The sequence below is a fragment of the Pseudomonas sp. NFACC16-2 genome, assembly GCF_900119205.1.
GTDB lineage: Bacteria > Pseudomonadota > Gammaproteobacteria > Pseudomonadales > Pseudomonadaceae > Aquipseudomonas > Aquipseudomonas fluorescens_Q.
Window position 1 is genome coordinate 92,700 of sequence record NZ_FPIX01000012.1, and the last position, 24,856, is coordinate 117,555.

The following is a 24,856-nucleotide window of genomic DNA, read 5'->3' on the forward strand; positions in this document are numbered from 1 at the left end:
CAGGTAATGGTTAGTAACAGAACACAGAGTAACGGCTAAAACACTCGTTTTAAATTACCGTCTGCGTGTTTTTTTGCCCACGGCGGGATGACCCAATGGTCAGCGACGAACTGCAGGCCTGTCGAAGGTTTATTGCTTGAATTCGAAATCCAGTGCTGCGCCTTCCACCTCATTGCGCTCCTGGTTGCGCAGTGGCAGCTGCATTTCATTGCTCAACAAACGGCCATTGAGCTGAAATGGCCCGGGTTTCTCGCCGAACATCGACGGCAAGAGGGGTTCACGCTTGAACTGCACCACCTTACCCGGTGGTTGCAGTTGATCGACCATCTCATGGGGCAAGCTCAAATCCAGCTTGGCCGGCGGCAATGGGGTCTTGGCGACCTCGTGGGCGGATTTGCTCTTGGACGCGATGGGCGCGCGTTTTTTCTTCGCCGGTGCCGCCTTTTTGGCGGGAGGCTTCTTGGCCGCCGTGTTTTTTTTCGGCGCATCCTTCGTGGCACTGGCGGCCGGTTTTTCCTGCGCTGGCGCTGCCGCGACTACGCCTCCCATGTGGAAGACGCTCAACAGGCCGATCAAAACCCAGGCAGCGGGAACAATGGCTTTCATAGATACAACAGCATTGACGGCAGAGACCCCCATGCTCGCCTGATAATGAGGCGCTGACAAGCACATCGAGCTAAACCACTGACGTCTAAAGAAATCCGTTGGCCGTCTCCTGGCACAATTGAGTGGCCAACAGCCCCAGCGTCATCAAGGCCCGCTCTGCCTCACGGTTCCAAGGGGTGCCGCAGTTCAAGCGAATGCAGTGGTTGAACTGCTCGGTGTTACTGAAAATCAGCCCTGGCGCGATGCTGATGCCTTGTTGCAACGCCCGCACATGCAACTCCTGGGTATTGACCCGCCCTGGCAGGCTGACCCACAGGATGAAGCCTCCAGTGGGACGGCTCATCTGCGTGCCTTCGGGGAAGTACTGCTGCACCGCCAACTGAAAGGCGCTGAGGTTCTTGCGGTACTCCTGCCGGATATAGCGCAAGTGCCGGTCATAGCCGCCGTTTTCCAGGTACGCGGCAATGCCCATCTGCGTGACGCTGCACGCCGAATGCGTACTGAAGGTCTGGAGCCGCTGGATTTCCTGCTGGAATTTCCCCGCGATCATCCAACCAATGCGCACACCTGGCGACAACGTCTTGGAAAAACTCGAGCAGTAGATGACCCGGTCCAGCCGGTCGTAGGCCTTGAGGGCCTTGGTGCGCCCCTGCTCGAACATCAACTCGCCATAGATATCGTCCTCGACGATCTGGATGTCGAAGTCCGACGCCAGGCGCAGCAGTTGCTTTTGCCGCTCTTCCGGCATGGTGCCGCCAAGAGGATTGCTCAGGCGCGTGGTCAGCACCAGCGCCTTGATCGACCATTGGTTGGCCGCCAACTGCAAGGCCTCCAGGCTCATGCCGGTGACCGGGTCGCTGGGGATCTCGATGACCTTGAGGCCCAACAGATCCGCCAGTTGCAGCAAGCCGTAATAGGTCGGCGACTCGGCGGCGATCAAGTCCCCGGGCCGCGTCAGCACCCGCAAGGACATCTGCAACGCATCGACGCAGCCGTGGGTGATCACCACCTCGGAAGGGTCCACCACAACGCCGGCATCGCGCATGCGAATCGCCACCTGGCGGCGCAACGGCTCGAAACCCGGGCTGAACATGTAGCTGAACGCCCGCGGGCTGTGGAAGCGTGTGACCTTGGCCAATTGCTGATGCAGGGCCCGGACAGGCAGATAATCGACGCTCGGAACCGCCGCGCCCAGGGGAAACACCCCTTCGCGGCGCGACTCGACCAATACTTGCTGAATGATGCTGCTGCGCGTCACCAGCCCCGGGCGCTCGACCCGGGCAATGTCCGGCGTCGGCGCCGTCAGGGCTGGCGTCTGGTGCACGTAATAGCCGGACTGCGGCCGCGCGCGGATCAGCCCCTGGTCTTCAAGGTTGGCGTAGGCCTGCAGCACCGTGGCATGGCTGACGTTGAGCTGCGAGCTCATCTTGCGCACCGAAGGCACGCGTTCACCGGGCTGATACACACCGCGCCGGATGTCTTCAGCCAGCTGTTGAGCAATACGTTGATAGAGCAGAAGGTTGGTCATGACGCAGCACTCGATTTCACGGGCATTTTATTCTTGTTGGAAACGATACCGGAACAGTTTAGAAGTGTACTGGGACAGTTGCCAGATTACTCGACAGTACAGTGGAGTGACAGCTCTAACTGTACTCGTCGTGCATCGATTGCAGGGCCAAAAAAACCCGGCGCCTTCTACAGGGGCCGGGTTCTCCAGGGACGCAGCCCTCAGCGGGCGGCGCCGAGCTGGCCTTTTTCGTCGGAGAATACAATTTCAACCCGACGGTTCTGTGCCCGGCCGCGCTCGGAAGCGTTGACGTCCACCGGGTATTCATCGCCGTAGCCTTCGACCTGGATACGCTTTTCGTCGATCCCCAGGTCCACCAGCACATCCGCGACCGCTTGGGCGCGGTCGCGAGACAGCTTGAGGTTGTCCTGCTTGCCGCCCGTGCTGTCGGTATACCCCTCGATACGCACCACGCGCTTGGGATTGAGCTGCAGGAACTGCACAATCTTGAGCACGACCCGGTTGGCCGAGTTTTTCAGTTCCGCTTCGCCGGTGTCGAACAGCACGTCGCCCAGGGTCATCACCAGGCCGCGATCGGTCTGGGTGGTCGCCATCGCCATGATCTGTTCTTCGAGCCATTTGCCCTGCTGCTGCACACTCAGCAACTTGGATTCGCGCAGGGCCAGTTGCAGGCGCTGGCGCTCCAGTTCGAGCTTCGCCGCGCGCTCTTCGTTGAGCACCTGATTGCTGTGCTCCCGGGCGATCGCACTGTAGCGCTGGCTCAGGTAGGCGTAATGCTGCACATCCTCGCCGCTGCCCCAGTAGCTGGACAAACGATCGGCACGGGCCAGGGATTCACCAGCGCGGATCACGTCCCGGGGCGCGGCACGCAATACGTTGGCGTCTTCCTTGACCTTCTGGAAGTCGGTGCTGGCCTGTTCGAGCGCCGCTTCGCTGCGCTGGCCGGCGCAGCCATACAAGCTGGCCAAGCCGACGAGGACCAGGCTGCCCAACACGTGGGAGTGCTTCATTGGGCATCCTCCCTCAATTGTTTGCGCAAGCGCTTGATGCGGGTGTCGAGCACGTTCAGTTGCTCCTGGCTCTTGAGGGTCAGCACCTTCGCTTCGGCCAAGCGGGCGTCGAGTTCGGCCTGCTCGGCCCGCATGCGCGCCTTCTTGTAGGATTCGTCGGCCATATTGGATTTGGCGCGAGCGAATTTTTCTTCAGCCAGTTTCAATTCGGGCACTTCGTCGGCAGTAGCGCCAACGGCCCGGGCTTGCTCCAGTGCCTGTTCGGTCAGGCGGATCTGTTCATTCGGCGCCGGATCGGCTGCGCAGCCCGCCAGAGCCAGAACGGCCAGGGCAGCGAAAAGAGGTCGAATAGTCACTAATGTTCCCTACTGTTTTGGGGCACTGACAGGTGGCTGCAACTGTGTTTTCCAACGCTCGAGATTGCGCTGCAACACAGCCTCCGTCAGACCGGACGCGGCCAATTCTGTCATCTTTTGCGCCAGCTGTCCGCGTAACCATGGGTCATTGCAGGCGGAGTTATGGGAAACCGCGAGGAACAGCCCGGGTTTGTCCACCGGTTGCGGTGCGGCTTGCAGATCGTTGGCCATCCCCAGTGTCTGCGCCATCGCCAGGCCCGAATAGCGCCCCGCCAGGACATATTCCACCTCTCCCAGCAGCAATTTCTGAAAGGCCTGGGTCAGGTTGGGCGTGCGCACCAGGGACAATTGCTGCTCGGCAAAGACGCCAAATCCCTGGGTCATACGGGCCTTTTCCGACAAGGCCCCGGGATGGCCGTGAAGGTCTGCGGGCTGGTTGATGAGCAGCGTCGAGTCCTTGCGGGTCCAGACCAGGTAATCATTTTCTAGCAAGGGCGGATGAACGTAATCCAGCACTTCAAGCCCAGTAACGGTCAGTGGCGCGTCGGTGAGCAGGTCCATGCGTCCGCTGCGCACTTCGTCCAACGCCTGGGAGCGCTTGCCGGCATACAGCAGTTCGATCTTGATCCCCAGTTCTTGCGCGACGTGCGCCAGCAGGTCGGCACCGGCGCCAATCAAGTGCTTGGGGTCTTGAGGATCCTGCCAGAGATAGGGCGGCGCATCCGGGCTGCCGGTAGCGATCAGTCGTTCACATTTGCCGGCGGCGACAGACAGGCCTGACACGAGCGCCAACGTCCACAGCAACGGCCAGCCGGCCAAACGACGCAGTTCCATGGCAATACGCTCCTCTGAGGCAGAAATAAAAAGCCCGGCCAAAGGGCCGGGCTCTTTATAAGTGAAGACGCCGGATTAGACCAGCTTCTCCAGCTCAGGGATGGCTTCGAACAGGTCCGCCACCAGGCCATAGTCGGCCACCTGGAAGATCGGCGCTTCTTCGTCCTTGTTGATCGCCACGATCACTTTGGAGTCTTTCATGCCGGCCAGGTGCTGGATCGCGCCGGAGATACCGACGGCAATGTACAGCTGTGGCGCAACGATCTTGCCGGTCTGGCCGACCTGCATGTCGTTGGGCACGAAACCTGCGTCGACGGCAGCACGGGAGGCACCGACGGCAGCGCCGAGCTTGTCGGCCAGGGCGTACAGGTGCTTGAAGTTGTCACCGTTCTGCATGCCACGGCCGCCGGAAACGACGATCTTGGCGGCGGTCAGTTCAGGACGATCGGACTTGGCCAGTTCTTCGTTGACGAAGCTGGAGATGCCGGCGTCGTGGGCAGCGCCTACCGCTTCAACGGCAGCCGAGCCACCTTCGGCGGCAACCGGGTCGAAACCGGTGGCGCGGACGGTGATGACCTTGACCGCAGCGGTCGATTGCACGGTGGCAATGGCGTTGCCCGCGTAGATCGGACGCTTGAAGGTGTCGGCGCTTTCGACCGAGATGATCTCGGAGATCTGGTCGACGTCCAGCGCGGCAGCCACGCGCGGCAGGATGTTTTTGCCGTTGGACGTGGCGGCCGCCAGGATGTGGCTGTAGCCCTTGCCCAGCTCGGCTACCAGCGGCGCAACGTTTTCCGGCAGTTGGTGCGCGTAGGCAGCGTTGTCAGCCGACAGCACTTTGGCCACGCCCACGATTTTCGCAGCGGCTTCAGCCACGGCGCCAGCGCCCTGGCCAGCTACCAGCACGTGAATGTCGCCACCGATTTTAGCGGCAGCAGCAACAGTGTTCAGCGTGGCCGGAGCCAGCGCCTTGTTATCGTGTTCGGCGATTACGAGGATAGCCATGATCAGATCACCTTCGCTTCGTTTTTCAGTTTCTCGACCAGTTCAGCCACCGACTTGACCTTGATGCCCGCGCTGCGTGCAGCCGGCGCTTCGACCTTGAGGGTCTTGTTGGTGGAGGCGGTGGAAACGCCCAAAGCGTCAGGCGTCAGCACTTCAAGCGGCTTCTTCTTGGCTTTCATGATGTTTGGCAGGGACGCATAACGCGGCTCGTTCAAACGCAGGTCGGTGGTGACGATCGCTGGCAGTTTCAGGGAAACGGTCTGTGCGCCGCCGTCGATCTCGCGGGTCACGGCAACGCTGTCACCAGACACTTCGACCTTGGAGGCGAAGGTGCCCTGACCGTAGCCGCTCAAAGCTGCGAGCATCTGGCCGGTCTGGTTGTTGTCGCTGTCGATGGCTTGTTTGCCGAGGATCACCAGCGATGGCTGTTCCTTGTCGACAACGGCCTTGAGCAGCTTGGCCACGGCCAGCGAGGTCAGGTCTTCGGCGGATTCGACGAGGATGGCGCGATCGGCACCCAGTGCCAGCGCGGTGCGCAGTTGTTCCTGGGCGGTGGTCGGGCCGATGGAGACAACGACGATCTCAGTCGCCACGCCTTTTTCCTTCAGGCGTACGGCTTCTTCTACGGCGATTTCGCAGAAAGGGTTCATCGACATCTTGACGTTGGCGAGGTCGACGCCGGAGTTGTCCGCCTTGACGCGAACCTTGACGTTATAGTCGACCACTCGTTTGACAGCTACAAGAACCTTCATGGATTCCTCGTTACTCTCCGGTGAAAAAAAGTCGCCTAGGCGAACCTGGCGGTTGATGCTCATGGGCGCAAGGGCACCTCTAAAAACGCCGGCATGAACCACACATGACCCAGCTCACGGGAGTGAAGACCATTCGTCAGTGATGACCGATGAGTCATTCATTATCGCGGCGTGTAAACTGCGCGTCCGAACCACGCAATGCGTCACTTTGTGCTGCCTTCGCCCTGTCTTTAGAGGTGCTCTTGAAACCAACAGTCAGCCTACGGCGAGCGCAAAACCGCCCGTATCTTGACCGGAACGCCTATTCCGGTCAATACGGCAAAATGGTCAGTCATAAGCCGTACGTCAGTGATTTATCTGGGCTGCGGCAATTTCAAACAAACGTTTGTATTGGACCCTGAGAGTGGTGTAGATATAATGCGCCGCTTAAGAGAGACACGCGTTTCATCCATTGTCGCTTTCGTCGCTTTTTGCGAAGGAAACAACGGATGCAACGCCAAACCTCCAATTAGAAAAAACTGTGAGCCTTGAGTAGGAGATAGCCCTGTGGAACGCGAATACATGGAATTCGACGTGGTCATCGTCGGTGCCGGCCCCGCTGGCCTGTCTGCCGCTTGCCGACTGAAACAGAAGGCCGCCGAAGCCGGTAAGGAAATCAGCGTCTGCGTGGTCGAAAAAGGCTCGGAAGTCGGTGCGCACATTCTCTCCGGCGCGGTGTTCGAACCCCGTGCCCTGAACGAATTGTTTCCAGACTGGAAAGAACTCGGCGCACCGCTGAATACGCCCGTCAAACGCGATGACATTTATGTCCTGAAAAACGCCGAGACCGCGAGCAAAATCCCTGACTTCTTCGTGCCCAAGACCATGCACAACGAAGGCAACTATATTATTTCCCTGGGCAACCTGTGCCGCTGGCTGGCCCAGCAGGCCGAGAACCTGGGCGTGGAAATCTACCCGGGGTTTGCCGCCCAGGAAGCGCTGTTCGATGAGAACGGCGTGGTGCGCGGGATCATCACCGGCGACCTGGGTGTCGACCGTGAAGGCCAGCCGAAGGAAGGCCTCTACACCCCGGGCATGGAACTGCGTGGCAAATACACGCTGTTCGCCGAAGGCTGCCGTGGTCATATCGGCAAGCAACTGATCAAGCGCTTCAACCTGGACAGCGAGGCCGACGCCCAGCACTACGGCATCGGCCTGAAGGAAATCTGGGAAATCGACCCGGCCAAGCATCAACCCGGCCTGGTGGTGCACACCGCCGGCTGGCCGCTGGACATCATGGGCACCGAGAACACCGGCGGCTCCTTCCTTTATCACCTGGAAAACAACCAGGTGGTGGTCGGCCTGATCGTCGACCTGTCCTACAGCAATGCCTACCTGTCGCCGTTCGACGAGTTCCAACGCCTCAAGCATCACCCGGTGCTCAAGCAGTACCTGGAAGGTGGCAAGCGCGTCAGCTATGGTGCCCGCGCCATCTGCAAGGGCGGCCTGAATTCGCTGCCGAAAATGGTCTTCAAGGGCGGCGCGTTGATCGGTTGCGACCTCGGCACCTTGAACTTCGCCAAGATCAAGGGCAGCCACACCGCCATGAAATCCGGCATGCTCGCCGCCGAGGCGGTGGCTGATCGCCTGTTCGCCGAATCCGAAGGCGGTGATGAGCTGACCACCTACGTCGACGCTTTCAAGGCCAGCTGGCTGTACGAAGAGCTATTCGCCAGTCGCAACTTCGGCGCGGCGATCCACAAATACGGCGCCATCATCGGCGGCGGCTTCAACTGGCTCGACCAGAACATCTTCGGCGGCAAGCTGCCGTTCACCCTGCACGACAACAAGCCGGACTACGCCTGCCTCAAGCTGGCGGCCGACAGCAAGAAGATCGACTACCCGAAACCGGACGGCAAGATCAGCTTCGACAAACTCAGCTCGGTGTTCATCTCCGGTACCAACCATGAAGAAGAACAGCCCTGCCACCTGAAGCTGACCGACCCGAGCATTCCGATCGGCAAGAACCTGCCGCTGTACGACGAACCGGCCCAGCGCTACTGCCCGGCCGGCGTGTACGAAGTGGTGACCAAGGAAGACGGCGAGAAGCGCTTCCAGATCAACGCCCAGAACTGCGTGCACTGCAAGACCTGTGACATCAAGGACCCTTCGCAGAACATCACTTGGGTGTCGCCGGAAGGCGCTGGCGGACCGACTTACCCGAACATGTAAGCCGACACGCTGAACATCGAGGCTCCCGCAATGGGGTAATGCTGTTCACTTAAGAAAAATGATGGACCTGTGGCGAGGGAGCTTGCTCCCGCTCGGCTGCGAAGCAGTCATAAACCGGCGGGTGCGGTGTGTCTGATGCTCCGTATTTGGCAGGTTGTGGGGCCGCTTCGCGGCCCAGCGGGAGCAAGCTCCCTCGCCACGGGTTTGTCGACTGTCTTAAGTGAACAGCATTACCCGCAATGGGGGCCTTTTTGTTACCTACCATCCCAGGAGCACCGCTCCCACAAGGGATTTTCAGTGGATCAGGCGGCGCGCTCTTCCCCAGGGTTGCGCTCGAAGTAACGCTTGTATTCCCGGCTGAACTGCGACGAACTCTGATACCCCACCTGATGCGCGACCTGGGCCACGCCCAAGCCTTCGCTGAGCAGCAGTCGTTGAGCCTTGAGCAGGCGCAGACGCTTGAGGTACTGCACGGGCGACAGCAAGGTGCTGCGCTTGAAATGCTCATGGAAGGTCGAAGCGCTCATGTTCGCGCAACTGGCCAATGTCTCGACGTTCAGCGGCTCGGTGAAGTGCGCATGCAAATGGCTCAGGGCCGCGGCAATCCGGGCGAATTGGCCTTGCTGCTCCACCAGCGCCCGCAGCACATCGGCCTGGGGCCCGCGCAACGCGACGAACAGCAACTCCCGCAGCCGCGCCTGGCCCATGACCTGGCATTCCAGTGGGTCGTGCAAGCACTGCAACAGGCGTTCGACGCATCCGCGCATGGCGCCATCGAGCACGGCGCTGGTCATGGACTCCGGCGTCTGGGCCGCGAGGCTTCGCCCCGGCATCAATCCCATGGCCAGCACCAGCTCGCCCAACAGCGCCCGATCGATCGCAACCGAAATCCCGAGCAACGGAGCATCGGGCATGGCGTAGGTTTCACATTCGAACGGCACCGGCAACGCCTGGATCAAGTAATGCCCGGCGCCGTACTCCAGCGTACGCGGTCCCAGGTACGCCAGCTTGCTGCCTTGGGCGATGATCACCAGGCTCGGCTCGTAGAGCTGCGGGCCACGGGCGATGTCCTGGCTGCACCGCAGCACTTGCACGCCAGGCAGGCGCGTAGGAATAAAGCCGTCACGGGTCGCCAAGGGTTCGATCAGCGAAACCAGCGCCGCGTTGGCATCGAGATGACGGGTCAGCAACATGGGGAAACTTCACGAAAAAATGGATGGGAACATCATCGCAGGTCTGGCGTCACATAGGAGCAATCCTAGGCCAAGGCCGGAGGATTAGGCATGACACCCGTAGGAATGGTCATCGCCGCATACGGTCAAGGCTCCCAGAATAGATCACCTCACTGTTCACTGCTTAGCGAGGTCCATCATGTACACCGCCATCGGATACGCCGCCCAATCGCCCACCACTCCCCTCGCCCCCATGAAGTTCGAACGCCGCAGCCCGCGAGCTGACGATGTGGCGATCGAAATCCTCTATTGCGGCGTCTGCCACTCCGACATCCACCAGGCGCGCAACGAATGGGGCATCGCCGTTTATCCACTGATGCCTGGCCACGAGATCATCGGCAAAGTCACCGCCGTCGGTGCAAATGTCACCCGTCATAAGGTCGGCGACTTGGTGGGTGTTGGCTGCATGGTCGATTCCTGCCGCGAGTGCGAAGCTTGTCACGCGGACCTGGAGCAATACTGCTATCAGGGCATGACCCAGACCTATGCCAGCCCGGACCGGGTCAGCGGCGGGCATACCATGGGTGGCTACTCCAACAGCATCGTGGTCCAAGAACACTTCGTGTTGCGCATCCCGGCCGCGCTCGACCCGGCCAGCGCCGCACCGATTCTCTGTGCCGGCATCACCACCTACTCGCCCCTCAAGCACTACGGCGCGAAGGCCGGCGACAAGGTCGGCGTGCTGGGCATGGGTGGCCTCGGCCATATGGGGATCAAGTTCGCCAAAGCCATGGGTGCGGAAGTCACGTTGTTCACCCGCTCGGCCAGCAAGGCTGAAGAGGCCCGTCGCCAGGGCGCCGATCATGTGATCGTGTCCACCGATCCCGAGCAGATGGCCGCCGCGGCCGGACGCTTCCATTTCCTGCTGGACACCATTCCAGTGCAGCACGATCTCAATCCCTACCTCAGCACCCTGCGCTTCGACGGCGTGCACATCCTGGTGGGTCTGGTCGAGCCGATCGATCCACCGGTCCATGCGGCCAACTTGATCATGGGCCGGCGCGTCCTGGCCGGTTCGTTGATTGGCGGGATCGCAGAAACCCAGGAAGTGCTGGATTTCTGCGCCGAACACAACATCAGCTGCGACATTGAAATGCTCGACATCCACCAGATCAACGAGGCCTACAGCCGCATGATCGCCGGGGACGTGAAGTACCGCTTCGTCATCGACATGGCAACGCTCAAGGCCTGACCTTCGTCAAACCTTGGCACCCAGTTCCGCCGACAGCCGGGCTGTGACCCCTTTGACCAGGGGAATCAGCTCGGCCATCTTTTCCAGCGGCATGTACGGCACGGTGCTGGCGATGCTGATACCGGCAACGATGCGCTTGCCGGCGTCACGGATCGGCGCCGCCACACAGCGAATCGACGGTTCGTTGTCTTCCAGGTCGAAGGCATAGCCCCCCGCCACGTACTCCAGCATCCGTTGCTGGAACTGTTCCCAGGATTGCTCCTGATGCTGGGGCCAGAACTGATTCTTCCCACCAGCTGGCAGGCTGATTTCATACAGCCGCTTCCATTGTTCCTGCGAGTCATCGAGCATCAGCGCCTTGCCGATCCCGGTGCGCGCCAGCGGCATGCGATGGCCTACGCGCGAGCGCATTTCCGGGCCGTTACGCCCTGGATTTTTCAGCAGGTACAAGACTTCATCGCCCTCACGAATCGCCAGGTGCACGGTGTCCCCGGTGAGCGCCGACAGCTCGTCCAGGTACGGCCCCGCCAGGCTCACCAGTGGCAACTCTTCCCGGGCCTGGAAACCCAGCTCGATCAGCTTCGGTCCCAGCAGGTAGCCCACTTGCGGCACTACGCGCAGGTAACGTTCGTCCACCAGGCAACTGGCCAGGCGATGGGTGGTGCTGCGGGTGGTGCCGATCAGCCGGGCGATTTCCTTCAAGTCACGGGCGCCGCTGGCGACCGCCTGCACGACACCCAGGCCGCGCAGCAATGTCTGGGTGCCTGTGGGCGCCGCATCCTTGGTGATTTTTGGATCGTCTTGCTGCATAGCCGGCCTTCAACAGTGAGCGGGGAACGGGCGGCATTATGGTCGCCCGCCCCGTCGGACTACAACTCGATGCGCTCGACCTTCCCCACCAGCAGGATGTAGGACAGCGCGCCAGCCAGTGCCAGGACAGAGATATAGGTAATGGCCGGGGCAAACGAATCGCCGCTGGCGAGAAAGCCGATGACGATCGGCGTGGCGATGGCCGCCAGGTTGCCGATGAAGTTGAACACCCCGCCCGTCAGCCCGAGCAACCGCGCCGGGGCCAGTGTGGAGACCAGCGACCAGGTGATCGACGCCAGGCCATTGCCGAAAAACGCCAGGGCCAGGAAGGCGATCACCAACGGCGTCGACTCGACGAAGTTGGCGCCGATGATCGAGGTCGAGATCAGCAACCCGCCAATGATCGGCAGCTTGCGCGCAAACCCCACGGTGGCACCGCGGCGAATCAGCCAGTCGGAGAAGAACCCGGAGCACAGCACGCCGACAAACGCCGCGAGGAACGGCAACGACGCCAGCAGGCCGGACTTGATGAAATCCATGCCGCGATATTTCACCAGGTAGGTCGGGAACCACGTCAGGAAAAACCACAGCGTGGAGTTGAGGCAGAACTGCCCCAGGTAAATGCCCCACAACTTGCGTTGAGTCAGGACAATGCCCAGGTCGGACCAACTGAATTTGGCCTTGACCTTGGCGGTATCGGCCTGGATATCCACCAGCCCGCCGCCTTCGCGGATCAGTTCGATTTCAGCGGTATTGGCGCCTTTGAAATCCCGGGGCTCGCGATACACCGCGTACCAGATCACCGCCCAGAGAATACCCACCGCGCCCGTGGCGACAAACACCATGTGCCAACCGAAGGCGTGTTGCAGCCACGCCAATACCGGGGTCAGGAAGGCCAGCCCGACAAACTGCCCGGAGGTATAGAAACCGATGGCCGTGGCCCGCTCGCGCTCGGGAAACCAGGTGGTGACCACGCGGCTGTTGATCGGATAAGCCGGCGCTTCCAGGGCACCGACCGCCATGCGCAGCACGAACAGCGCGATGAAACTGGCGGCAAAACCGAGCATGACCGTGGCCACCGACCACAACAGCAACGCCACGCTATACAGAATGCGCGGCGGCACCCGGTCCACCAGCCAGCCACCAGGGATCTGCATGGCGGCGTAGGTCCAGCCGAACGCCGAGAAAATCAGCCCGACGTGGATCGGATCGATGCCCAGGTCACTGGTCAGCGCGGGGGCGGCGATCGACAGGTTGCTGCGGTCCAGGTAATTGATCACCACGGTGATGAACAGCAGGACCATGATGAAAAAACGCTTGCGGCTGGGCGTCACCAACGACGCCTGCGCGCTCAGGGTGTGCGCTTGCATGTGAGGTGCCTCTTTTTATGTTTATTGAGGGCGAAACTAACGAGCAGTCGAGCCCGATCATTCCCACGCTCTGCGTGGAAACGCCTCTACGGACGCTCTGCGTTCGGCTCTTGAGGGACGCGGAGCGTCCCGGGCTGCGTTCCCACGCAGAGCGTGGGAACGATCAAACCGAGAGAGTCAGGCGTGACTCACCACTCGGCAAAACTGCCATCGGCATGGCGCCAGATCGGGTTGCGCCAGCGGTGGCCGATGGCCGCGCGTTCGATGACGTATTCCTCGTTGATCTCGATGCCCAGGCCCGGGCCATTCGGGATCTTCACAAAGCCCTTGTCGTAGTCGAACACCTGCGGATCCTTGATGTAGTCCAGCAGGTCGTTGCTCTCGTTGTAGTGGATACCCAGGCTCTGTTCCTGGATGAATGCGTTGTAGCAGACCGCGTCCAGTTGCAGGCACGCCGCCAGGGCGATCGGGCCCAGCGGGCAGTGCAGCGCCAGCGCCACGTCGTAGGCCTCGGCCATGTTGGCGATCTTGCGGGTTTCGGTGATGCCGCCGGCATGGGAGGCATCCGGCTGGATGATGTCCACGTAGCCTTCGCTGAGCACCCGCTTGAAGTCCCAACGGGAAAACAACCGCTCACCGAGGGCAATCGGGGTGCTGGTCAGCGGCGCCAGTTCCTTGAGCGCTTCGTAGTTTTCGCTGAGCACCGGCTCTTCGATGAACATCAGCTTGTAGGGGTCGAGCTCCTTCATCAGCACCTTGGCCATCGGTTTGTGCACCCGGCCGTGGAAGTCCACGCCAATGCCGACGTTCGGCCCCACCGCATCGCGCACCGCCGCCACGTTGGCCAGGGCAAGGTCGACTTTTTCGAAGGTGTCGAGAAACTGCAGCTCTTCGGTGCCGTTCATTTTCACCGCCGTGAAGCCCCGCGCCACCGCCTCTTTCGCCGCACGAGCGGTGTCCGCCGGCCGGTCGCCGCCGATCCACGAATACACACGGATCTTGTCCCGTACCTGGCCGCCCAGCAGGTCGCTGACCGACACACCCAGGGCCTTGCCCTTGATGTCCCACAGCGCCTGGTCGATGCCGGCCAGGGCGCTCATGTGAATGGCCCCACCACGGTAGAAGCCGCCGCGATAGAGCACGGTCCAAATGTCTTCGATGTTGCGTGGGTCTTTGCCGATCAGGTAGTCGGACAATTCCTCGACAGCCGCTGCCACCGTGTGGGCACGGCCTTCGACCACGGGCTCACCCCAACCGGTCACGCCCTCGTCGGTCTCGACCTTGAGGAAGCACCAGCGCGGCGGAACGATAAACGTGGTCAGCTTGGTGATTTTCATCTTGTTGTCTCTCTTGTCAGATGCAGCGCACAGGGCGCTGGAAAAGTCTTCAGTTCAAGGCGTTCCATGCCGCCACGTAGGCCTTGGCGCGCACCGCCACTTCATCCGCTGTCAGGCCCGGCTTGAACAGCCCGGAACCGAGGCCGAAACCCTTGACGCCGGCTTCGACGAACACCGCCATGTTGTCCGGCGTAATCCCGCCCACCGGCACCAGCACGGTCCCGGCCGGCAGCACCGCGAGCCAGGCCTTGACCACCGCCGGGCCCATTTGCTCGGCGGGAAACATCTTCAGCACATGGGCGCCTTCGGCCAGTGCAGCAAAGGCTTCGGTGGGTGTGGCGACGCCTGGCGACAGGTACAAGCCCGCCGCTTTCGCCGCACGCAGTACCTTCGGATCGCTGTGGGGCATGACGATCACCTGGCCACCGGCGGCTTTCACCTGTTCCACCTGTTCCGGCGTGAGCACGGTGCCGGCACCGATCAGGCAATCGGCGGGCAAGGTACTGCGCAGGATGCGAATACTGTCGTATGGCTCGGGGGAATTGAGCGGTACTTCGATGACGCGAAATCCGGCGCTGTACAGGACTTCGCCGATGGCCGCCGCCTCTTCGGGACGCAGGCCACGCAGGATCGCGATCAGCCCGTTGTGCGCCAGTGCTTGTGTGAGCATGTCAGACCTCCAGTCAGGTTCAGGGGGCGGTGGAATCGAGCAACCCGGCCGCTACGGCCAGTTGCCACAAACCGCGTTCGGTGGCCTGTTCGGCCAGGACCACCCGGGCGAAGCCGCAGGCGTCGAGGGCCCGTTGATAACGGACACAGAGTTGGGAGTTGCCGATCAGCACCACCGTCGGCAGATGGAGGCTGTCGCGTCGCCGACGCTGCACCTCGGCCAGCGCCGTCAGCTCATGGCCGATCAGCAGGCCCGAGAGATAGTCCGCTTGGGCGCTGGCGCCCAACTCGCCGGTCAAGCCCAGGCTGCGGGCGCTGAACACGGTGGACAACGGGCCGATCTGGCCGTCCACCGACAACGCCACTTGCACGCCGCGATCAAAGGCCGCGCCATCGAAGGTCGCACTCCTTTGTTGGGTGCGGCCGAGAATGCTGTGGTCACTGAGCACGGCGAAGATCTCGCCCGTCATGAAGGTATCGAAATGCACGATGCGGCCATCGGCCACTTCCACCCATTTCGAGTGGCTGCCGGGCAGGCCGATCAGCACCGCTTCGTCCGGCAGGCTGTGCAAGGCACCGAGCACTTGGGTTTCTTCGCCGCGCATGACATTGGGCAAGCGTGAACGCTGAATCACGCCCGGCACGATGTGCACATCGACACCGCGAAGGCTGCGAACGGTTTGTAGGGAATGTCCGAGATTGGCGACGTTGGCGGGTGTGTCGCAGTACGGCGCTTCACGCCAGCCCTGAGCACTGCCGACCATGCCGCAGGCGATGACAGGCAAGCCTGGCTGGGCATCGAGCCAGTCGCCGCAGGCTTCGTCAAAGGCCAGTTCGAAACCATCGATGCACACCTGGCCGGCCACATTCCGCGGCCCGGACGGCAACTGCATGATCCCCGACGACAGCGAACGCTGCTCGAGCACCTCGCCACCGGCTGCGAGTTTGTAAGCCCGTAATGAGGTGGTCCCCCAATCGAGCGCGATCAATTGCGCCTGCATCCGCTTCACCTGTTCTGTTTTTTTGGCAGTGAGTGGAACGGACTATAAACCTGCGCGCATCAAAATCTCAATATATAAATATCATTCCCATATATTGGGACAAAATACTGTACCAACAAAGACAATCGCCATCCGCCCAAGACCCTGCTACGTTTCTGACCGGACGCCAAACAACTCTCAGGGAAAAAGTGATGGGACAATTGTTGAAAATCCTCGGTCGCACTTCCTCGATCAACGTCAGAAAAGTGTTGTGGACCTGCCAGGAACTGGACATTACCTACGAGCGCGAAGACTGGGGCATCGGTTTTTCCTCGACCCACGACCCGGCGTTCCTGGCCTTGAATCCCAATGCCCAAGTGCCGGTGCTCATTGATGAGAACGGTGTGCTCTGGGAGTCGAACACCATTTGCCGCTATCTGGTGGGCAAACAAGGGCGCAACGATCTGCTGCCTGTCGAACCTACCGCACGGGCGCGTGTCGAGCAGTGGATGGACTGGCAAGCCACAGAGCTCAACCCGTCATGGGGCTACGCATTCCACGCCCTGGTACGCAAGAATCCAGACTTCCAGGACCCACTGCGCATCGCCGCCGGCGTCAAGGGCTGGAACGAGAAGATGGGTTTGCTAGAGCAGCAGTTGAACCGCACCGGCGCCTACGTGGCCGGTACGGCGTTTTCCCTTGCGGATGTGCTCATCGGCTTGTCGGTGCACCGCTGGCGCCAAGCGCCCATGGAGCGTCCCGACTATCCGGCGGTCGCCGCCTATTGCAAGCGGTTGGAACAGCGCCCCGGATTTGCCGAGTACGCATCTGCCGCATATTCGTGAAGTGCTCAGTTGCCGTGGGCGAAATCCCGTAGCACCTTGCCGTCCATTCGGTAGCGCACCCATTCTTCCTGGGGTTGCGCGCCGAGGGATTTGTAGAACTCGATGGCCGGCGTGTTCCAGTCCAGCACACTCCATTCGAAGCGACCGCAATCGTTGTCGCAGGCAATTTTCGCCAGGTGCCGCAACAAGGTCTTGCCCGCCCCGCCGCCGCGCTGCTCAGGCGTGATGTACAAATCTTCGAGGTACAGGCAATTGCTGCCCAGCCAGGTGGAATAACTGAAGAAAAACACCGCGAAACCAATCGGCACACCGTCACGCAGGCAGATCAAGCCGTGGGCGGTCGCGCCCTCGCTGAACAGGCTACGCTCGATGTCCGCCACACTGGCGATGACTTCGTGGCGGGCCTTTTCGTAATCGGCCAGCTCGGTGATGAAGGCAAGGATTTGAGGCGCATCGCTGGGTTGCGCAGGACGGATCTCGATGGACATGAACAGGCCTTGTAGCCAATTGAAAGCGCCATACTAAGCCGCGGCGCGGCGCTCGTCACATATCGATCCAACTATTTGATCGCGGCGCACGCCTCCTTCAGAACCGCCATTCGTCGCGTCCGAGGCACCAACCCACATCCAGCGAGGCCCAAGATCAGGTAAGCATTCTGAAAAATGGAGGCGACACCCATGATCACTTCAAGGCTGACCGCATTCACCTTCGCCGCGTTGCTGTCCTCGGTGGCCTTCGCGGCTTCGACCTCCGGCACCGGGCCGACCGATCCCGTGCAAGCGCCCAACTCCCCCGCCACCCAAGGCCTGCCCAAATTGAACACCGACGGAACCGGCGGCGGCCTGAACAATGGCCAGCCGCCCGCCACCGGCACCGATCCGCGTGTGCAGGGTAATGACACGGGTCGCCAGGGCGGCATGAATACGCCGGACTCGACAGCGCCTGATAACGCCGAGACCGGGGTGAGCTCGAAAACCACGACCGGTGGTTCGGGCTCCGAAGGTGGCGCCGCCAGCCAATAGCCTCTGCTCAGACATTTGAGGAGGAACATCCCATGCCTCGTGGAAGCAAAGACAAATACACCGCCGAACAAAAGCGCAAGGCCGGGCACATCGAAGAGAGCTACGAGAAGAAAGGCCTGTCCAAGGACACGGCCGAGGCACGCGCTTGGGCAACGGTCAACAAACAGTCCGGCGGCGGCGAACGCTCCGGCGGTTCGGGGAAGGCGAAACCGGCCGCGGAAAAGAAAACCGACCGCAAGGAATCGGCCCGACGTGCCGCCAAGACCCGCGAAGGTCATCCACGCACCAGCAAGGCCTCTCATGAGACCCAGACGGTGGACAGCCTGATGAAGGAGGCCCGGGCGAAAAACATTCCCGGGCGCTCGAAGATGCGTAAGCAGCAATTGGTTGAGGCGTTGCGCAAGGCGGGGTGATTGTCGGCGTCTGGGTGCACGCCTTCGCGAGCAAGCTCGCTCCCACAGTAGGTCTGCGCTGTGCCGAGCTTCTGCGCCCTGACACAAAAAACCTGTGGGAGCGAGCTTGCTCGCGATAGCGGTAGATCAGTCGCCAGAGCTCGCTACGGGTTGTTCAGCGCTGTTTCAGGCGGTCGATCACCACCGCCAGCAGCAGGATCGAGCCGCGGATGACGTATTGGTAGAAGGTGTCGATGTTCTTCAGGTTCATCGCGTTTTCGATGATCGCCAGAATCAGCACGCCTGCAATGACGTGGCGGATCATGCCGATACCACCGCTCAACGACACCCCACCCAGCACGCAAGCCGAGATCACGGTCAGTTCGAAGCCCTGGCCGATCATCGGCTGGCCCGAGGTCATGCGCGAGGCCAGGATCACCCCGGCCAGGGCACCGATCACGCCATGCACGGCAAAGATGATGATCTTGGTGCGATCAACGTTCACGCCGGCCAAGAGCGCCGCTTCCTGGTTGCCGCCAATTGCCATGGTGTTGCGCCCGTAGGTGGTGTAGTTCAGCAGCCAGCCGAAAAACAGGAAGCACACGATGGTGATCAGGATCGGCACCGGCACGCCGAACATCTGCCCGTTGCCGAACACGAAGAACGATTCCTGGGACACACCCACCGCTTTGCCGTTGGCGAAGATGTAGGCCAGGCCGCGGACGATCTGCATGGTCGCCAATGTGGTAATCAACGCATTGACCCGCAGCTTGGCAATGACGATGCCGTTGATCAAGCCGACGATCAACCCCATCACCAGCGCCGCGCTGATGCCAAGGAACACACTGTTGGTGTCGCGCATCACCACCGCCGCGACGACGCCGGCACAGGCAATCACCGAACCGACCGACAAGTCGAAGTGCCCGGACGCCAGGCAATACAACATGGTGCAGGCCGCGATGCCGGTGGTGGAAATCGCCAAGCCCAGCCCGCGCATGTTCAGCGGCGACAGGAAGTTGTCGATCATCAGGGTGCAGAGCACGAAGATGCCGATGGCCGCCAGCAGCATGACCCAGTCATCCAGGAAGCGACGCAGGTCCAGGGGTTTGCGTGCCGTTGGCAGTGCATTGTTTTGAATGGTCATGATTTACCTCTCAGTTCGCCGCGTCGGCAACGCGTTGGCGCGGCAGCGCCAGTTGCAACAGGTTGGATTCGTTGGCCTGGTCACGCGACAGCTCGCCGCGCATGGCCCCTTCGCAAAGCACCAGGATTCGATCGGAAATGCCCATCACTTCCATCAGGTCGCTGGACACCACAATCACCGCGATGCCATCGGCCGCCAGGTTGTGGATAATCTGGTAGATCTCCGCCTTGGCCCCGATGTCGATGCCGCGAGTAGGCTCGTCCAGCAGCAGGACTTTCATCGGCATCGACAGCCAGCGGCCGAGAATCGCCTTCTGCTGATTGCCGCCGGACAGGTACATGATTTTCTGTCCCGCCGTGGGGGTCTTCACTTTCAGCGACTTGATCTGTTTGTCGGCATTGCCCCGTTCCCAGTCGCCACGCAACAGGCAGCCGAGCGTGGAATGAGACGGGCGCGCACTGATGTTGATGTTCTCGCCCACACTGCCCAACGGGATGATGCCTTCTTTCTTGCGATCCTCCGGGCAGAGCAGCACGCCCGCGGCGATGGCATCCCGAGGTGAACGCAATTTCAGTTCCTTGTCGTGCAGGACGAGACTTCCTTCGCGCTGGCGCTCCAAGCCACTGAGCAAGCGCAGCAGCTCGGTACGACCGGCGCCGACCAGCCCGAACAAACCGAGGATCTCGCCCTTGTGCACCTGGAAACTCACCGGTTCACGCAAGCCCGGCCCCAACAAGCCCTTCACTTGCAGCGCCACATCGCCGCGCTCCCGAGGACGGTAGTCATAGATGTCCTGGATATCGCGACCGACCATGCACGTGACGAGTTGATCATGGGTCAACTCGCTCATGTTCTCAAAGGTCCGCACGTAACGACCGTCCTTGAACACCGTCACCGCATTGCAGATGCGGAACACCTCTTCCATGCGATGGCTGACGTAGAGCACCACTTTGCCCTCGTCTCGCAGCCGGCCGATGATTGCCATCAAACGGTCGATTTCCCGGGCCGACAGGCTACTGGTGGGCTCGTCGAAAGCAATGACGTGAGCACCGCGAGACAAGGCCTTGGCAATTTCCACTAATTGGCGCTGGCCGAGGGACAGGCGACCGACTTTTTCCTGGGGGTCGATTTCGTCGGCCAGGCCTTTGAGCAGCGTCAGCGCCTGTTGGCGCAGCACGCCACGATTGACCAGGCCGAAACGCGCCGGCAAATGGCCGAGAAACAAATTTTCAGCGACGGTCATTTCCGGCACCAGGTGCAGTTCCTGGTGAATCACCGCCACGCCGCTGGCGATGCTGTCGGCGGTGCCTTTGAAGGCCATCGTCTGCTCGCCGATCTGCAAGTCGCCGCTGCTCGGGATGTAGGCACCACCGAGGATCTTCAGCAACGTGGACTTGCCAGCGCCGTTTTCGCCCATCAAGGCATGGACCTGCCCCGGATGGGCGACGAAACTGATATTGGCCAGCGCCTGCACGCCGGGAAAGGACTTGCCGATCCCGTTGAATCGCAAGCTGCCGCCGATGTTGTGTTGCCGTGTCGCTGTTTGCGCTTGCATAACCACCTCGAACTTACAGAGATCAAGCGACCCCGCCACTCAAGTGACCAGGGCCGCTTTTGAATCAATCGGCCATCAGTTCCACAGGCCGATTTTTTCCAGCTCTTGCTTGAAGTTCTCCCGGGTGATCAGCGTCACCTCGTCCATGGCGGTGTACTTCGGCGGCTCCTTGCCGGTGGTGATCCACTCGTACATCATTTCGGCGGTCTTGTAGCCTTCGATGTGCGGGCTTGGCAGCATCGAGCCGAAGAAGCCGCTGTCAGGCTTCTTCAATTCACCGATGGCGTCGGTGCCGTTGATGCCGATGCCGATCACATTGGCCGCCTTGAACCCAGCGGCTTCGGTGGCGCGCACGCCGCCCAGCACAGTGTTGTCATTCATGCCACCGATGATCAGGTTCTTGGCGGCGCTTGGCAGCTTCACCAGGGCCGAGTTGGTGGAGTCCATGCTCCCGGGCACGTCGAGGGTCTTGAGCGCCGAATAAAGGATGTGGTCTGCCGGCATCCCGGCCTTCTTCAGGGCATCGACCGAACCGTCGGTGCGCTTCTTGCCGGTGTCCAGTTCGTTATAGGTGTTGATGACGGCATAGGTGTCTTTCCAATCCCAGCCACGTTTTTTCGCCTCAGCCGCCATGGCGCCGCCCTGCTTCTGGCCGACTTCGAACGCCGCCATGCCCAAGTACGGTACGTCTTCCATGAACTTGCCATCGGAACCGACGAAGCGGTCGTCGACGGCGATCACTTTCATGTCATTGAGCTTGGCCTTGGCCACGATGGCCGGGCCGAGGGACACGTCCGGCGGGCAGATCACAAAGCCCTTGGCACCGTTGGCGGCCAGGCTGTCGATGGCCGAGAGGGTTTTCTCGCCGTCGGGCACGGCGATCTTGATCAATTGGAAGCCTTTATCCTTGGCCGCCTTCTCGGCAAACGCCCATTCGGTCTGGAACCAAGGCTCCTCGGCCTGCTTGACCAGGAAACCAATTTTTACCGCATCGGCCGCCAGCAAGTGGCTGCCGAGGCTGACCGCGGTAACCGCCAGGGCGGCGCGACACAGGGAACGGATCCCACGACGATGTTTCATAGTTGACTCCTTGTTTTTTTTATTGAAAGCCAAACGACCAGGGTTCTGCTCCACCGTCGGTGGAAATGCGCAGGCTGGGCGGTCACATCAAGTTGCTACACAGCATAGGCTCAAATAGTCATATCGTATGATGATTGGATTGCAGGCGAAGTTTCCCACTGCAACCCAGGAATATTCAGTCGTGGTACATGACCGAACGTCCCCCATCGATGGTGATGCATGAGGCATTGATAAACGGTGCTTCATCGCTGGCCAGGAACACGGCCGTCATTGCCACTTCGATCGGTTGCCCGATGCGCCGTGGCGGGTGCAGATCCAGCGCGCGCTGGCGTTCGGCATAAGGATCGGCAAAGCCGTTCCAGTAGTCGACGTTCAGTTGGGTCTCGATATAACCCGGTGCGATGGCATTGACGCGTACCCCTTTGGGCGCGTATTCGATGCCCAGGGCACGCGTCAGGCCGAGCAAACCGTGCTTGGCCACCGGGTAAGGGAAGCAACCGGGAATGATGTGGGACGAATGGGTCGAGGCGATGTTGATGATGCTACCCACGCCCTGCTCGATCATCTGCGGCAATACCGCCTTGCAACCGTACCAGGCGCCATCCAGGTCGATGGCGAAGCAGCGACGCCAGTCTTCTTCGGTCATTTCCAGCGGGTCACGGAATACATTGACACCGGCGCAATTCACCAGCACATCGATGCGACCATGCCGCTCGACGGCATGCCGGGCCATGGCGTGCAGGTCCTGCTGGTCCGACACATCGGCTTTCAGCGCATGCACGTCCGCCCCGCGCTCACGCCAATGAGCGGCAACCGTCTCGACCTTCTCGGCCTGAATATCACTGATCACCAGCCGTGCCTGTTGCGAAGCGAACGCGGCGACGATCGCCTTGCCAATGCCCTGGGCCGCGCCGGTCAGCAGCACCACTTTGTTTTTCAGGCGCTCGCCCTTCGGAGGCTCGGGCACTGGCGGCAATGAAAGCGGCTCAGCCATGGATCAAGACTCCCGGACGCAGGCACGACGAAAACCGGGCATCCAGGGACGACCGGTCAAAAGACGTTGCAAGCCGTGAATCGCGTACGCCGCCGAGGCGTACGGGGGAGGATCGTTGCATCACTTCACCTGTTTTGTTTTTTTAGTGTGAGTGCGTATTGCCGATGGAGTCGACTATAAACCCGACCGCCGAACAATCTCAATATATATATTTACATCCCATATTTTGGGATTTACCCCGCAAACCGAGTACAGGCCACGCCCGGTATGTCGACCCGCATGGACAGCACCGCACCGTCCAGCGGATGACCCAACGGGCTCGCCGCACTGGTGATGTACAAGGTCTTGAGGTCTTCGCCTCCAAACACACAGCTGGTCGGCCGGCTGACGGGCAGTTCGATCACCCGGTCGACCTGGCCTTGCGGATTCAATCGCAGCAGGCAACTGCCGTCCCAGCGCGCGTTCCAGATATAACCCCGGGCATCCATCGCCGAACCGTCCGGCCCGCCGCGCGGGTGTGGACCGAACCAGACCTCGGCGGGAGCCAGGCTGCCATCGGGATGGATAAAGTGCCGATACAAAGTGCCGTCGAGGCTCTCGCCGAAATACACCGTGGTGCCATCTGGACTCCACAACAAGGTGTTCGGGATACCCAGCCCGCGTAACAACGGCATGACCCGGCCATCGCCACTGACACGAAAGAGGCCGCCAGAGCGCCGCTCGATGGGTAGGTCCTCTGCGTTTTCACCGATGTTGTTCTGCATGGTGCCGAGCCAGAGCTGGCCCAAGGCATCGCAACGGGCTTCGTTGGCACGATTGCCCAGTTGCGGGTCGGCCATGCACAGCAGGGTCAGGCGCGGTTCCAGGCCCGGCGAATCGAGGTCCAGCCGGTAGACACCACTGCTCAGCGTCACCAGCGCATCGCCACTCTGCGTCGGGATAAAGGCGGACACATGTTCGGGCATCTGCCAGATCTGCACATTGGCGCCGATCAACCGCAGCGCCTGCTTGCCGGCGATATCGACCCAGTACAACGCCTGGGTCGACTCATCCCAAAACGGCCCCTCGCCCAACTTCGCCCGATGTTCCGTAACAGCCGTCCACGTCATTGAAACCTCCCGTTCCCTATCTGCCCGGCAGCGTCTGTCCGACCGGCCATGACATTAGGGTAAAAGCGCTTGATGGCCAGGTCTGCGTTATCGATCAGGGTCATGCAGGCCCACACGCCCCGCGCCGCGTCACGGGCAGCGATGGCGTCGGCGATGTCCTTGTGGATGGGCAAGGTGCGGCGCAGTTCATCCGGGTCGGCAGCCGACACCTCGAACGATACTGCCAGCAGCGCGCCCAGGGCCGGGACCATCTGTTCGATGAATTGATTATGGCTGGCGGCGAGGATGCATTCGTGGAAAAACTGGTCGGCGCGGTTGTAATCCGCGCCGCTGTCCACGGCCCGCTCCAGCGCATGGTAGGCCAGGCGGATTGCCTGCACCTGATCAGCCGTGGCCCGTTCACAGGCCCAACGCACCGCCATCGGCTCGATGGTGCGGCGCAGGTCCAGCAGGTCATCGACGAAATTTTCCGGCAAGCCGCTGCGTGACAGCCAGCCAACCACTTGAGGGTCGAACAGGTTCCAGCGTCGCACCGGCAACACCCGCGTGCCGACTTTCGGCCCGACCTCCAGCATGCCTTTGGCCACCAGGGTCTTGATCGCCTCGCGAATCACCGTGCGACTGACGCCCAGTTGTTCGCCCAAGTCCGCCTCGACCTTGATGGTTTGCCCAGGCTTGACCTGGCCGGCGGCTATCCAGCCCCCCAGCCAATCGACGGTCGATGCATGAAAACTGCTGGACATGAAAACCCCGCGAGCCACTCTTATAGGAGGCTCACGCTAATCATCATACGATTGGGTGTCAATTTGAATTTTTACGTAAC

25 protein-coding genes are annotated in these 24,856 nt (G+C 61.1%); 5 read left to right on the forward strand and 20 right to left on the reverse strand.

Annotated features, from left to right (window positions below):
• Window positions 1-129 precede the first annotated feature (129 nt).
• From BT116_RS12950 to BT116_RS12980, 7 genes are all read right to left on the reverse strand, one after another.
• Window positions 130-606 carry a translation initiation factor 2 gene (locus BT116_RS12950; RefSeq protein WP_072344158.1) on the reverse strand — a complete coding sequence of 159 codons (477 nt, stop codon included), beginning with the start codon at window positions 604-606 and terminating at the stop codon, window positions 130-132.
• Between the two features lie 85 nt (window positions 607-691).
• Window positions 692-2,134: an aminotransferase-like domain-containing protein gene (locus BT116_RS12955; RefSeq protein WP_014339472.1), complete on the reverse strand. Its 1,443-nt coding sequence runs from the start codon at window positions 2,132-2,134 to the stop codon at window positions 692-694.
• A gap of 200 nt (window positions 2,135-2,334) precedes the next feature.
• Window positions 2,335-3,144, reverse strand: coding sequence for an OmpA family protein (locus BT116_RS12960; RefSeq protein ID WP_072344161.1), 810 nt, complete (start codon window positions 3,142-3,144; stop codon window positions 2,335-2,337).
• Window positions 3,141-3,500 (reverse strand): DUF4398 domain-containing protein, encoded by a 360-nt coding sequence (locus BT116_RS12965; RefSeq protein WP_003204190.1) that lies wholly within the window; start codon window positions 3,498-3,500, stop codon window positions 3,141-3,143. The genes BT116_RS12960 and BT116_RS12965 overlap by 4 nt, the downstream gene beginning before the upstream one ends.
• 9 nt (window positions 3,501-3,509) lie before the next feature.
• Complete coding sequence (locus tag BT116_RS12970) at window positions 3,510-4,334, reverse strand: substrate-binding periplasmic protein (RefSeq protein WP_072344164.1); 825 nt, start codon at window positions 4,332-4,334, stop codon at window positions 3,510-3,512.
• A gap of 75 nt (window positions 4,335-4,409) precedes the next feature.
• Window positions 4,410-5,339: an electron transfer flavoprotein subunit alpha/FixB family protein gene (locus BT116_RS12975; protein ID WP_072344167.1), complete on the reverse strand. Its 930-nt coding sequence runs from the start codon at window positions 5,337-5,339 to the stop codon at window positions 4,410-4,412.
• A 2-nt stretch (window positions 5,340-5,341) separates the two neighbouring features.
• A complete protein-coding gene (locus BT116_RS12980; protein WP_014339477.1) occupies window positions 5,342-6,091 on the reverse strand; it encodes an electron transfer flavoprotein subunit beta/FixA family protein in 750 nt (249 codons plus the stop codon).
• Between the two features lie 546 nt (window positions 6,092-6,637).
• Between BT116_RS12980 and BT116_RS12985 the strand changes: the two genes are divergently transcribed.
• The gene (locus tag BT116_RS12985; protein WP_072344170.1) at window positions 6,638-8,302 is read left to right on the forward strand and encodes an electron transfer flavoprotein-ubiquinone oxidoreductase; all 1,665 of its coding nucleotides are present in this window, start codon (window positions 6,638-6,640) and stop codon (window positions 8,300-8,302) included.
• A gap of 302 nt (window positions 8,303-8,604) precedes the next feature.
• On the opposite strand, the gene BT116_RS12990 is transcribed toward BT116_RS12985, so the two are convergent.
• The gene (locus BT116_RS12990; protein WP_072344173.1) at window positions 8,605-9,495 is read right to left on the reverse strand and encodes an AraC family transcriptional regulator; all 891 of its coding nucleotides are present in this window, start codon (window positions 9,493-9,495) and stop codon (window positions 8,605-8,607) included.
• Between the two features lie 178 nt (window positions 9,496-9,673).
• Between BT116_RS12990 and BT116_RS12995 the strand changes: the two genes are divergently transcribed.
• Window positions 9,674-10,726, forward strand: coding sequence for an NAD(P)-dependent alcohol dehydrogenase (locus tag BT116_RS12995; protein ID WP_072344176.1), 1,053 nt, complete (start codon window positions 9,674-9,676; stop codon window positions 10,724-10,726).
• Window positions 10,727-10,732: 6 nt separating this feature from the next.
• On the opposite strand, the gene BT116_RS13000 is transcribed toward BT116_RS12995, so the two are convergent.
• The 5 genes from BT116_RS13000 to BT116_RS13020 all read right to left on the reverse strand — a co-directional run bounded on the left by BT116_RS13000 (window position 10,733) and on the right by BT116_RS13020 (window position 15,913).
• The gene (locus tag BT116_RS13000) at window positions 10,733-11,536 is read right to left on the reverse strand and encodes an IclR family transcriptional regulator (protein ID WP_063324935.1); all 804 of its coding nucleotides are present in this window, start codon (window positions 11,534-11,536) and stop codon (window positions 10,733-10,735) included.
• Window positions 11,537-11,595: 59 nt separating this feature from the next.
• Window positions 11,596-12,906 (reverse strand): MFS transporter, encoded by a 1,311-nt coding sequence (locus BT116_RS13005; protein ID WP_072344179.1) that lies wholly within the window; start codon window positions 12,904-12,906, stop codon window positions 11,596-11,598.
• A 188-nt stretch (window positions 12,907-13,094) separates the two neighbouring features.
• Window positions 13,095-14,243: a galactonate dehydratase gene (gene dgoD, locus BT116_RS13010; RefSeq protein WP_003179439.1), complete on the reverse strand. Its 1,149-nt coding sequence runs from the start codon at window positions 14,241-14,243 to the stop codon at window positions 13,095-13,097.
• A 49-nt stretch (window positions 14,244-14,292) separates the two neighbouring features.
• Window positions 14,293-14,913 carry a 2-dehydro-3-deoxy-6-phosphogalactonate aldolase gene (locus BT116_RS13015; RefSeq protein ID WP_072344181.1) on the reverse strand — a complete coding sequence of 207 codons (621 nt, stop codon included), beginning with the start codon at window positions 14,911-14,913 and terminating at the stop codon, window positions 14,293-14,295.
• Between the two features lie 19 nt (window positions 14,914-14,932).
• Window positions 14,933-15,913 (reverse strand): 2-dehydro-3-deoxygalactonokinase, encoded by a 981-nt coding sequence (locus BT116_RS13020; RefSeq protein WP_072344184.1) that lies wholly within the window; start codon window positions 15,911-15,913, stop codon window positions 14,933-14,935.
• A 191-nt stretch (window positions 15,914-16,104) separates the two neighbouring features.
• Between BT116_RS13020 and BT116_RS13025 the strand changes: the two genes are divergently transcribed.
• On the forward strand, window positions 16,105-16,737 hold the full coding sequence (locus tag BT116_RS13025) for a glutathione S-transferase family protein (protein ID WP_072344187.1): 633 nt from the start codon (window positions 16,105-16,107) through the stop codon (window positions 16,735-16,737).
• 5 nt (window positions 16,738-16,742) lie between these two features.
• On the opposite strand, the gene BT116_RS13030 is transcribed toward BT116_RS13025, so the two are convergent.
• Window positions 16,743-17,225, reverse strand: coding sequence for a GNAT family N-acetyltransferase (locus BT116_RS13030; protein WP_053123788.1), 483 nt, complete (start codon window positions 17,223-17,225; stop codon window positions 16,743-16,745).
• A gap of 189 nt (window positions 17,226-17,414) precedes the next feature.
• Between BT116_RS13030 and BT116_RS13035 the strand changes: the two genes are divergently transcribed.
• Together BT116_RS13035 and BT116_RS13040 are read left to right on the forward strand one after the other, a co-directional pair.
• Window positions 17,415-17,759: a hypothetical protein gene (locus BT116_RS13035; RefSeq protein ID WP_072344190.1), complete on the forward strand. Its 345-nt coding sequence runs from the start codon at window positions 17,415-17,417 to the stop codon at window positions 17,757-17,759.
• Between the two features lie 32 nt (window positions 17,760-17,791).
• The gene (locus BT116_RS13040) at window positions 17,792-18,172 is read left to right on the forward strand and encodes a Rho termination factor N-terminal domain-containing protein (RefSeq protein WP_072344193.1); all 381 of its coding nucleotides are present in this window, start codon (window positions 17,792-17,794) and stop codon (window positions 18,170-18,172) included.
• 154 nt (window positions 18,173-18,326) lie between these two features.
• Here BT116_RS13040 and araH read toward each other — a convergent pair whose 3' ends face one another.
• From araH to BT116_RS13070, 6 genes are all read right to left on the reverse strand, one after another.
• Window positions 18,327-19,295: an L-arabinose ABC transporter permease AraH gene (gene araH, locus BT116_RS13045; RefSeq protein WP_063324929.1), complete on the reverse strand. Its 969-nt coding sequence runs from the start codon at window positions 19,293-19,295 to the stop codon at window positions 18,327-18,329.
• A gap of 10 nt (window positions 19,296-19,305) precedes the next feature.
• On the reverse strand, window positions 19,306-20,850 hold the full coding sequence (araG, locus tag BT116_RS13050; RefSeq protein ID WP_072344196.1) for an L-arabinose ABC transporter ATP-binding protein AraG: 1,545 nt from the start codon (window positions 20,848-20,850) through the stop codon (window positions 19,306-19,308).
• A 75-nt stretch (window positions 20,851-20,925) separates the two neighbouring features.
• Window positions 20,926-21,930 carry a substrate-binding domain-containing protein gene (locus tag BT116_RS13055; protein WP_072344199.1) on the reverse strand — a complete coding sequence of 335 codons (1,005 nt, stop codon included), beginning with the start codon at window positions 21,928-21,930 and terminating at the stop codon, window positions 20,926-20,928.
• A gap of 175 nt (window positions 21,931-22,105) precedes the next feature.
• On the reverse strand, window positions 22,106-22,924 hold the full coding sequence (locus BT116_RS13060) for an SDR family oxidoreductase (protein ID WP_072344202.1): 819 nt from the start codon (window positions 22,922-22,924) through the stop codon (window positions 22,106-22,108).
• A 233-nt stretch (window positions 22,925-23,157) separates the two neighbouring features.
• A complete protein-coding gene (locus tag BT116_RS13065) occupies window positions 23,158-24,033 on the reverse strand; it encodes an SMP-30/gluconolactonase/LRE family protein (protein WP_072344205.1) in 876 nt (291 codons plus the stop codon).
• Window positions 24,030-24,776 carry a FadR/GntR family transcriptional regulator gene (locus BT116_RS13070; RefSeq protein WP_063324924.1) on the reverse strand — a complete coding sequence of 249 codons (747 nt, stop codon included), beginning with the start codon at window positions 24,774-24,776 and terminating at the stop codon, window positions 24,030-24,032. The genes BT116_RS13065 and BT116_RS13070 overlap by 4 nt, the downstream gene beginning before the upstream one ends.
• Between the last annotated feature and the right edge of the window lie 80 nt (window positions 24,777-24,856).

Coding starts and splice junctions, on each gene's coding strand:
- BT116_RS13025 (WP_072344187.1), top strand. CDS start 16,105: ATGGGACAATTGTTGAAAATCCTCGGTCGCACTTCCTCGATCAACGTC.
- BT116_RS12955 (WP_014339472.1), bottom strand. CDS start 2,134: ATGACCAACCTTCTGCTCTATCAACGTATTGCTCAACAGCTGGCTGAA.
- BT116_RS12950 (WP_072344158.1), bottom strand. CDS start 606: ATGAAAGCCATTGTTCCCGCTGCCTGGGTTTTGATCGGCCTGTTGAGC.
- BT116_RS12970 (WP_072344164.1), bottom strand. CDS start 4,334: ATGGAACTGCGTCGTTTGGCCGGCTGGCCGTTGCTGTGGACGTTGGCG.
- BT116_RS13060 (WP_072344202.1), bottom strand. CDS start 22,924: ATGGCTGAGCCGCTTTCATTGCCGCCAGTGCCCGAGCCTCCGAAGGGC.
- dgoD (WP_003179439.1), bottom strand. CDS start 14,243: ATGAAAATCACCAAGCTGACCACGTTTATCGTTCCGCCGCGCTGGTGC.
- BT116_RS12975 (WP_072344167.1), bottom strand. CDS start 5,339: ATGGCTATCCTCGTAATCGCCGAACACGATAACAAGGCGCTGGCTCCG.
- BT116_RS12990 (WP_072344173.1), bottom strand. CDS start 9,495: ATGTTGCTGACCCGTCATCTCGATGCCAACGCGGCGCTGGTTTCGCTG.
- araH (WP_063324929.1), bottom strand. CDS start 19,295: ATGACCATTCAAAACAATGCACTGCCAACGGCACGCAAACCCCTGGAC.
- BT116_RS13030 (WP_053123788.1), bottom strand. CDS start 17,225: ATGTCCATCGAGATCCGTCCTGCGCAACCCAGCGATGCGCCTCAAATC.
- BT116_RS12960 (WP_072344161.1), bottom strand. CDS start 3,144: ATGAAGCACTCCCACGTGTTGGGCAGCCTGGTCCTCGTCGGCTTGGCC.
- BT116_RS13020 (WP_072344184.1), bottom strand. CDS start 15,913: ATGCAGGCGCAATTGATCGCGCTCGATTGGGGGACCACCTCATTACGG.
- araG (WP_072344196.1), bottom strand. CDS start 20,850: ATGCAAGCGCAAACAGCGACACGGCAACACAACATCGGCGGCAGCTTG.
- BT116_RS13055 (WP_072344199.1), bottom strand. CDS start 21,930: ATGAAACATCGTCGTGGGATCCGTTCCCTGTGTCGCGCCGCCCTGGCG.
- BT116_RS13005 (WP_072344179.1), bottom strand. CDS start 12,906: ATGCAAGCGCACACCCTGAGCGCGCAGGCGTCGTTGGTGACGCCCAGC.
- BT116_RS13065 (WP_072344205.1), bottom strand. CDS start 24,033: ATGACGTGGACGGCTGTTACGGAACATCGGGCGAAGTTGGGCGAGGGG.
- BT116_RS13000 (WP_063324935.1), bottom strand. CDS start 11,536: ATGCAGCAAGACGATCCAAAAATCACCAAGGATGCGGCGCCCACAGGC.
- BT116_RS13035 (WP_072344190.1), top strand. CDS start 17,415: ATGATCACTTCAAGGCTGACCGCATTCACCTTCGCCGCGTTGCTGTCC.
- BT116_RS13015 (WP_072344181.1), bottom strand. CDS start 14,913: ATGCTCACACAAGCACTGGCGCACAACGGGCTGATCGCGATCCTGCGT.
- BT116_RS13070 (WP_063324924.1), bottom strand. CDS start 24,776: ATGTCCAGCAGTTTTCATGCATCGACCGTCGATTGGCTGGGGGGCTGG.
- BT116_RS13040 (WP_072344193.1), top strand. CDS start 17,792: ATGCCTCGTGGAAGCAAAGACAAATACACCGCCGAACAAAAGCGCAAG.
- BT116_RS12980 (WP_014339477.1), bottom strand. CDS start 6,091: ATGAAGGTTCTTGTAGCTGTCAAACGAGTGGTCGACTATAACGTCAAG.
- BT116_RS12995 (WP_072344176.1), top strand. CDS start 9,674: ATGTACACCGCCATCGGATACGCCGCCCAATCGCCCACCACTCCCCTC.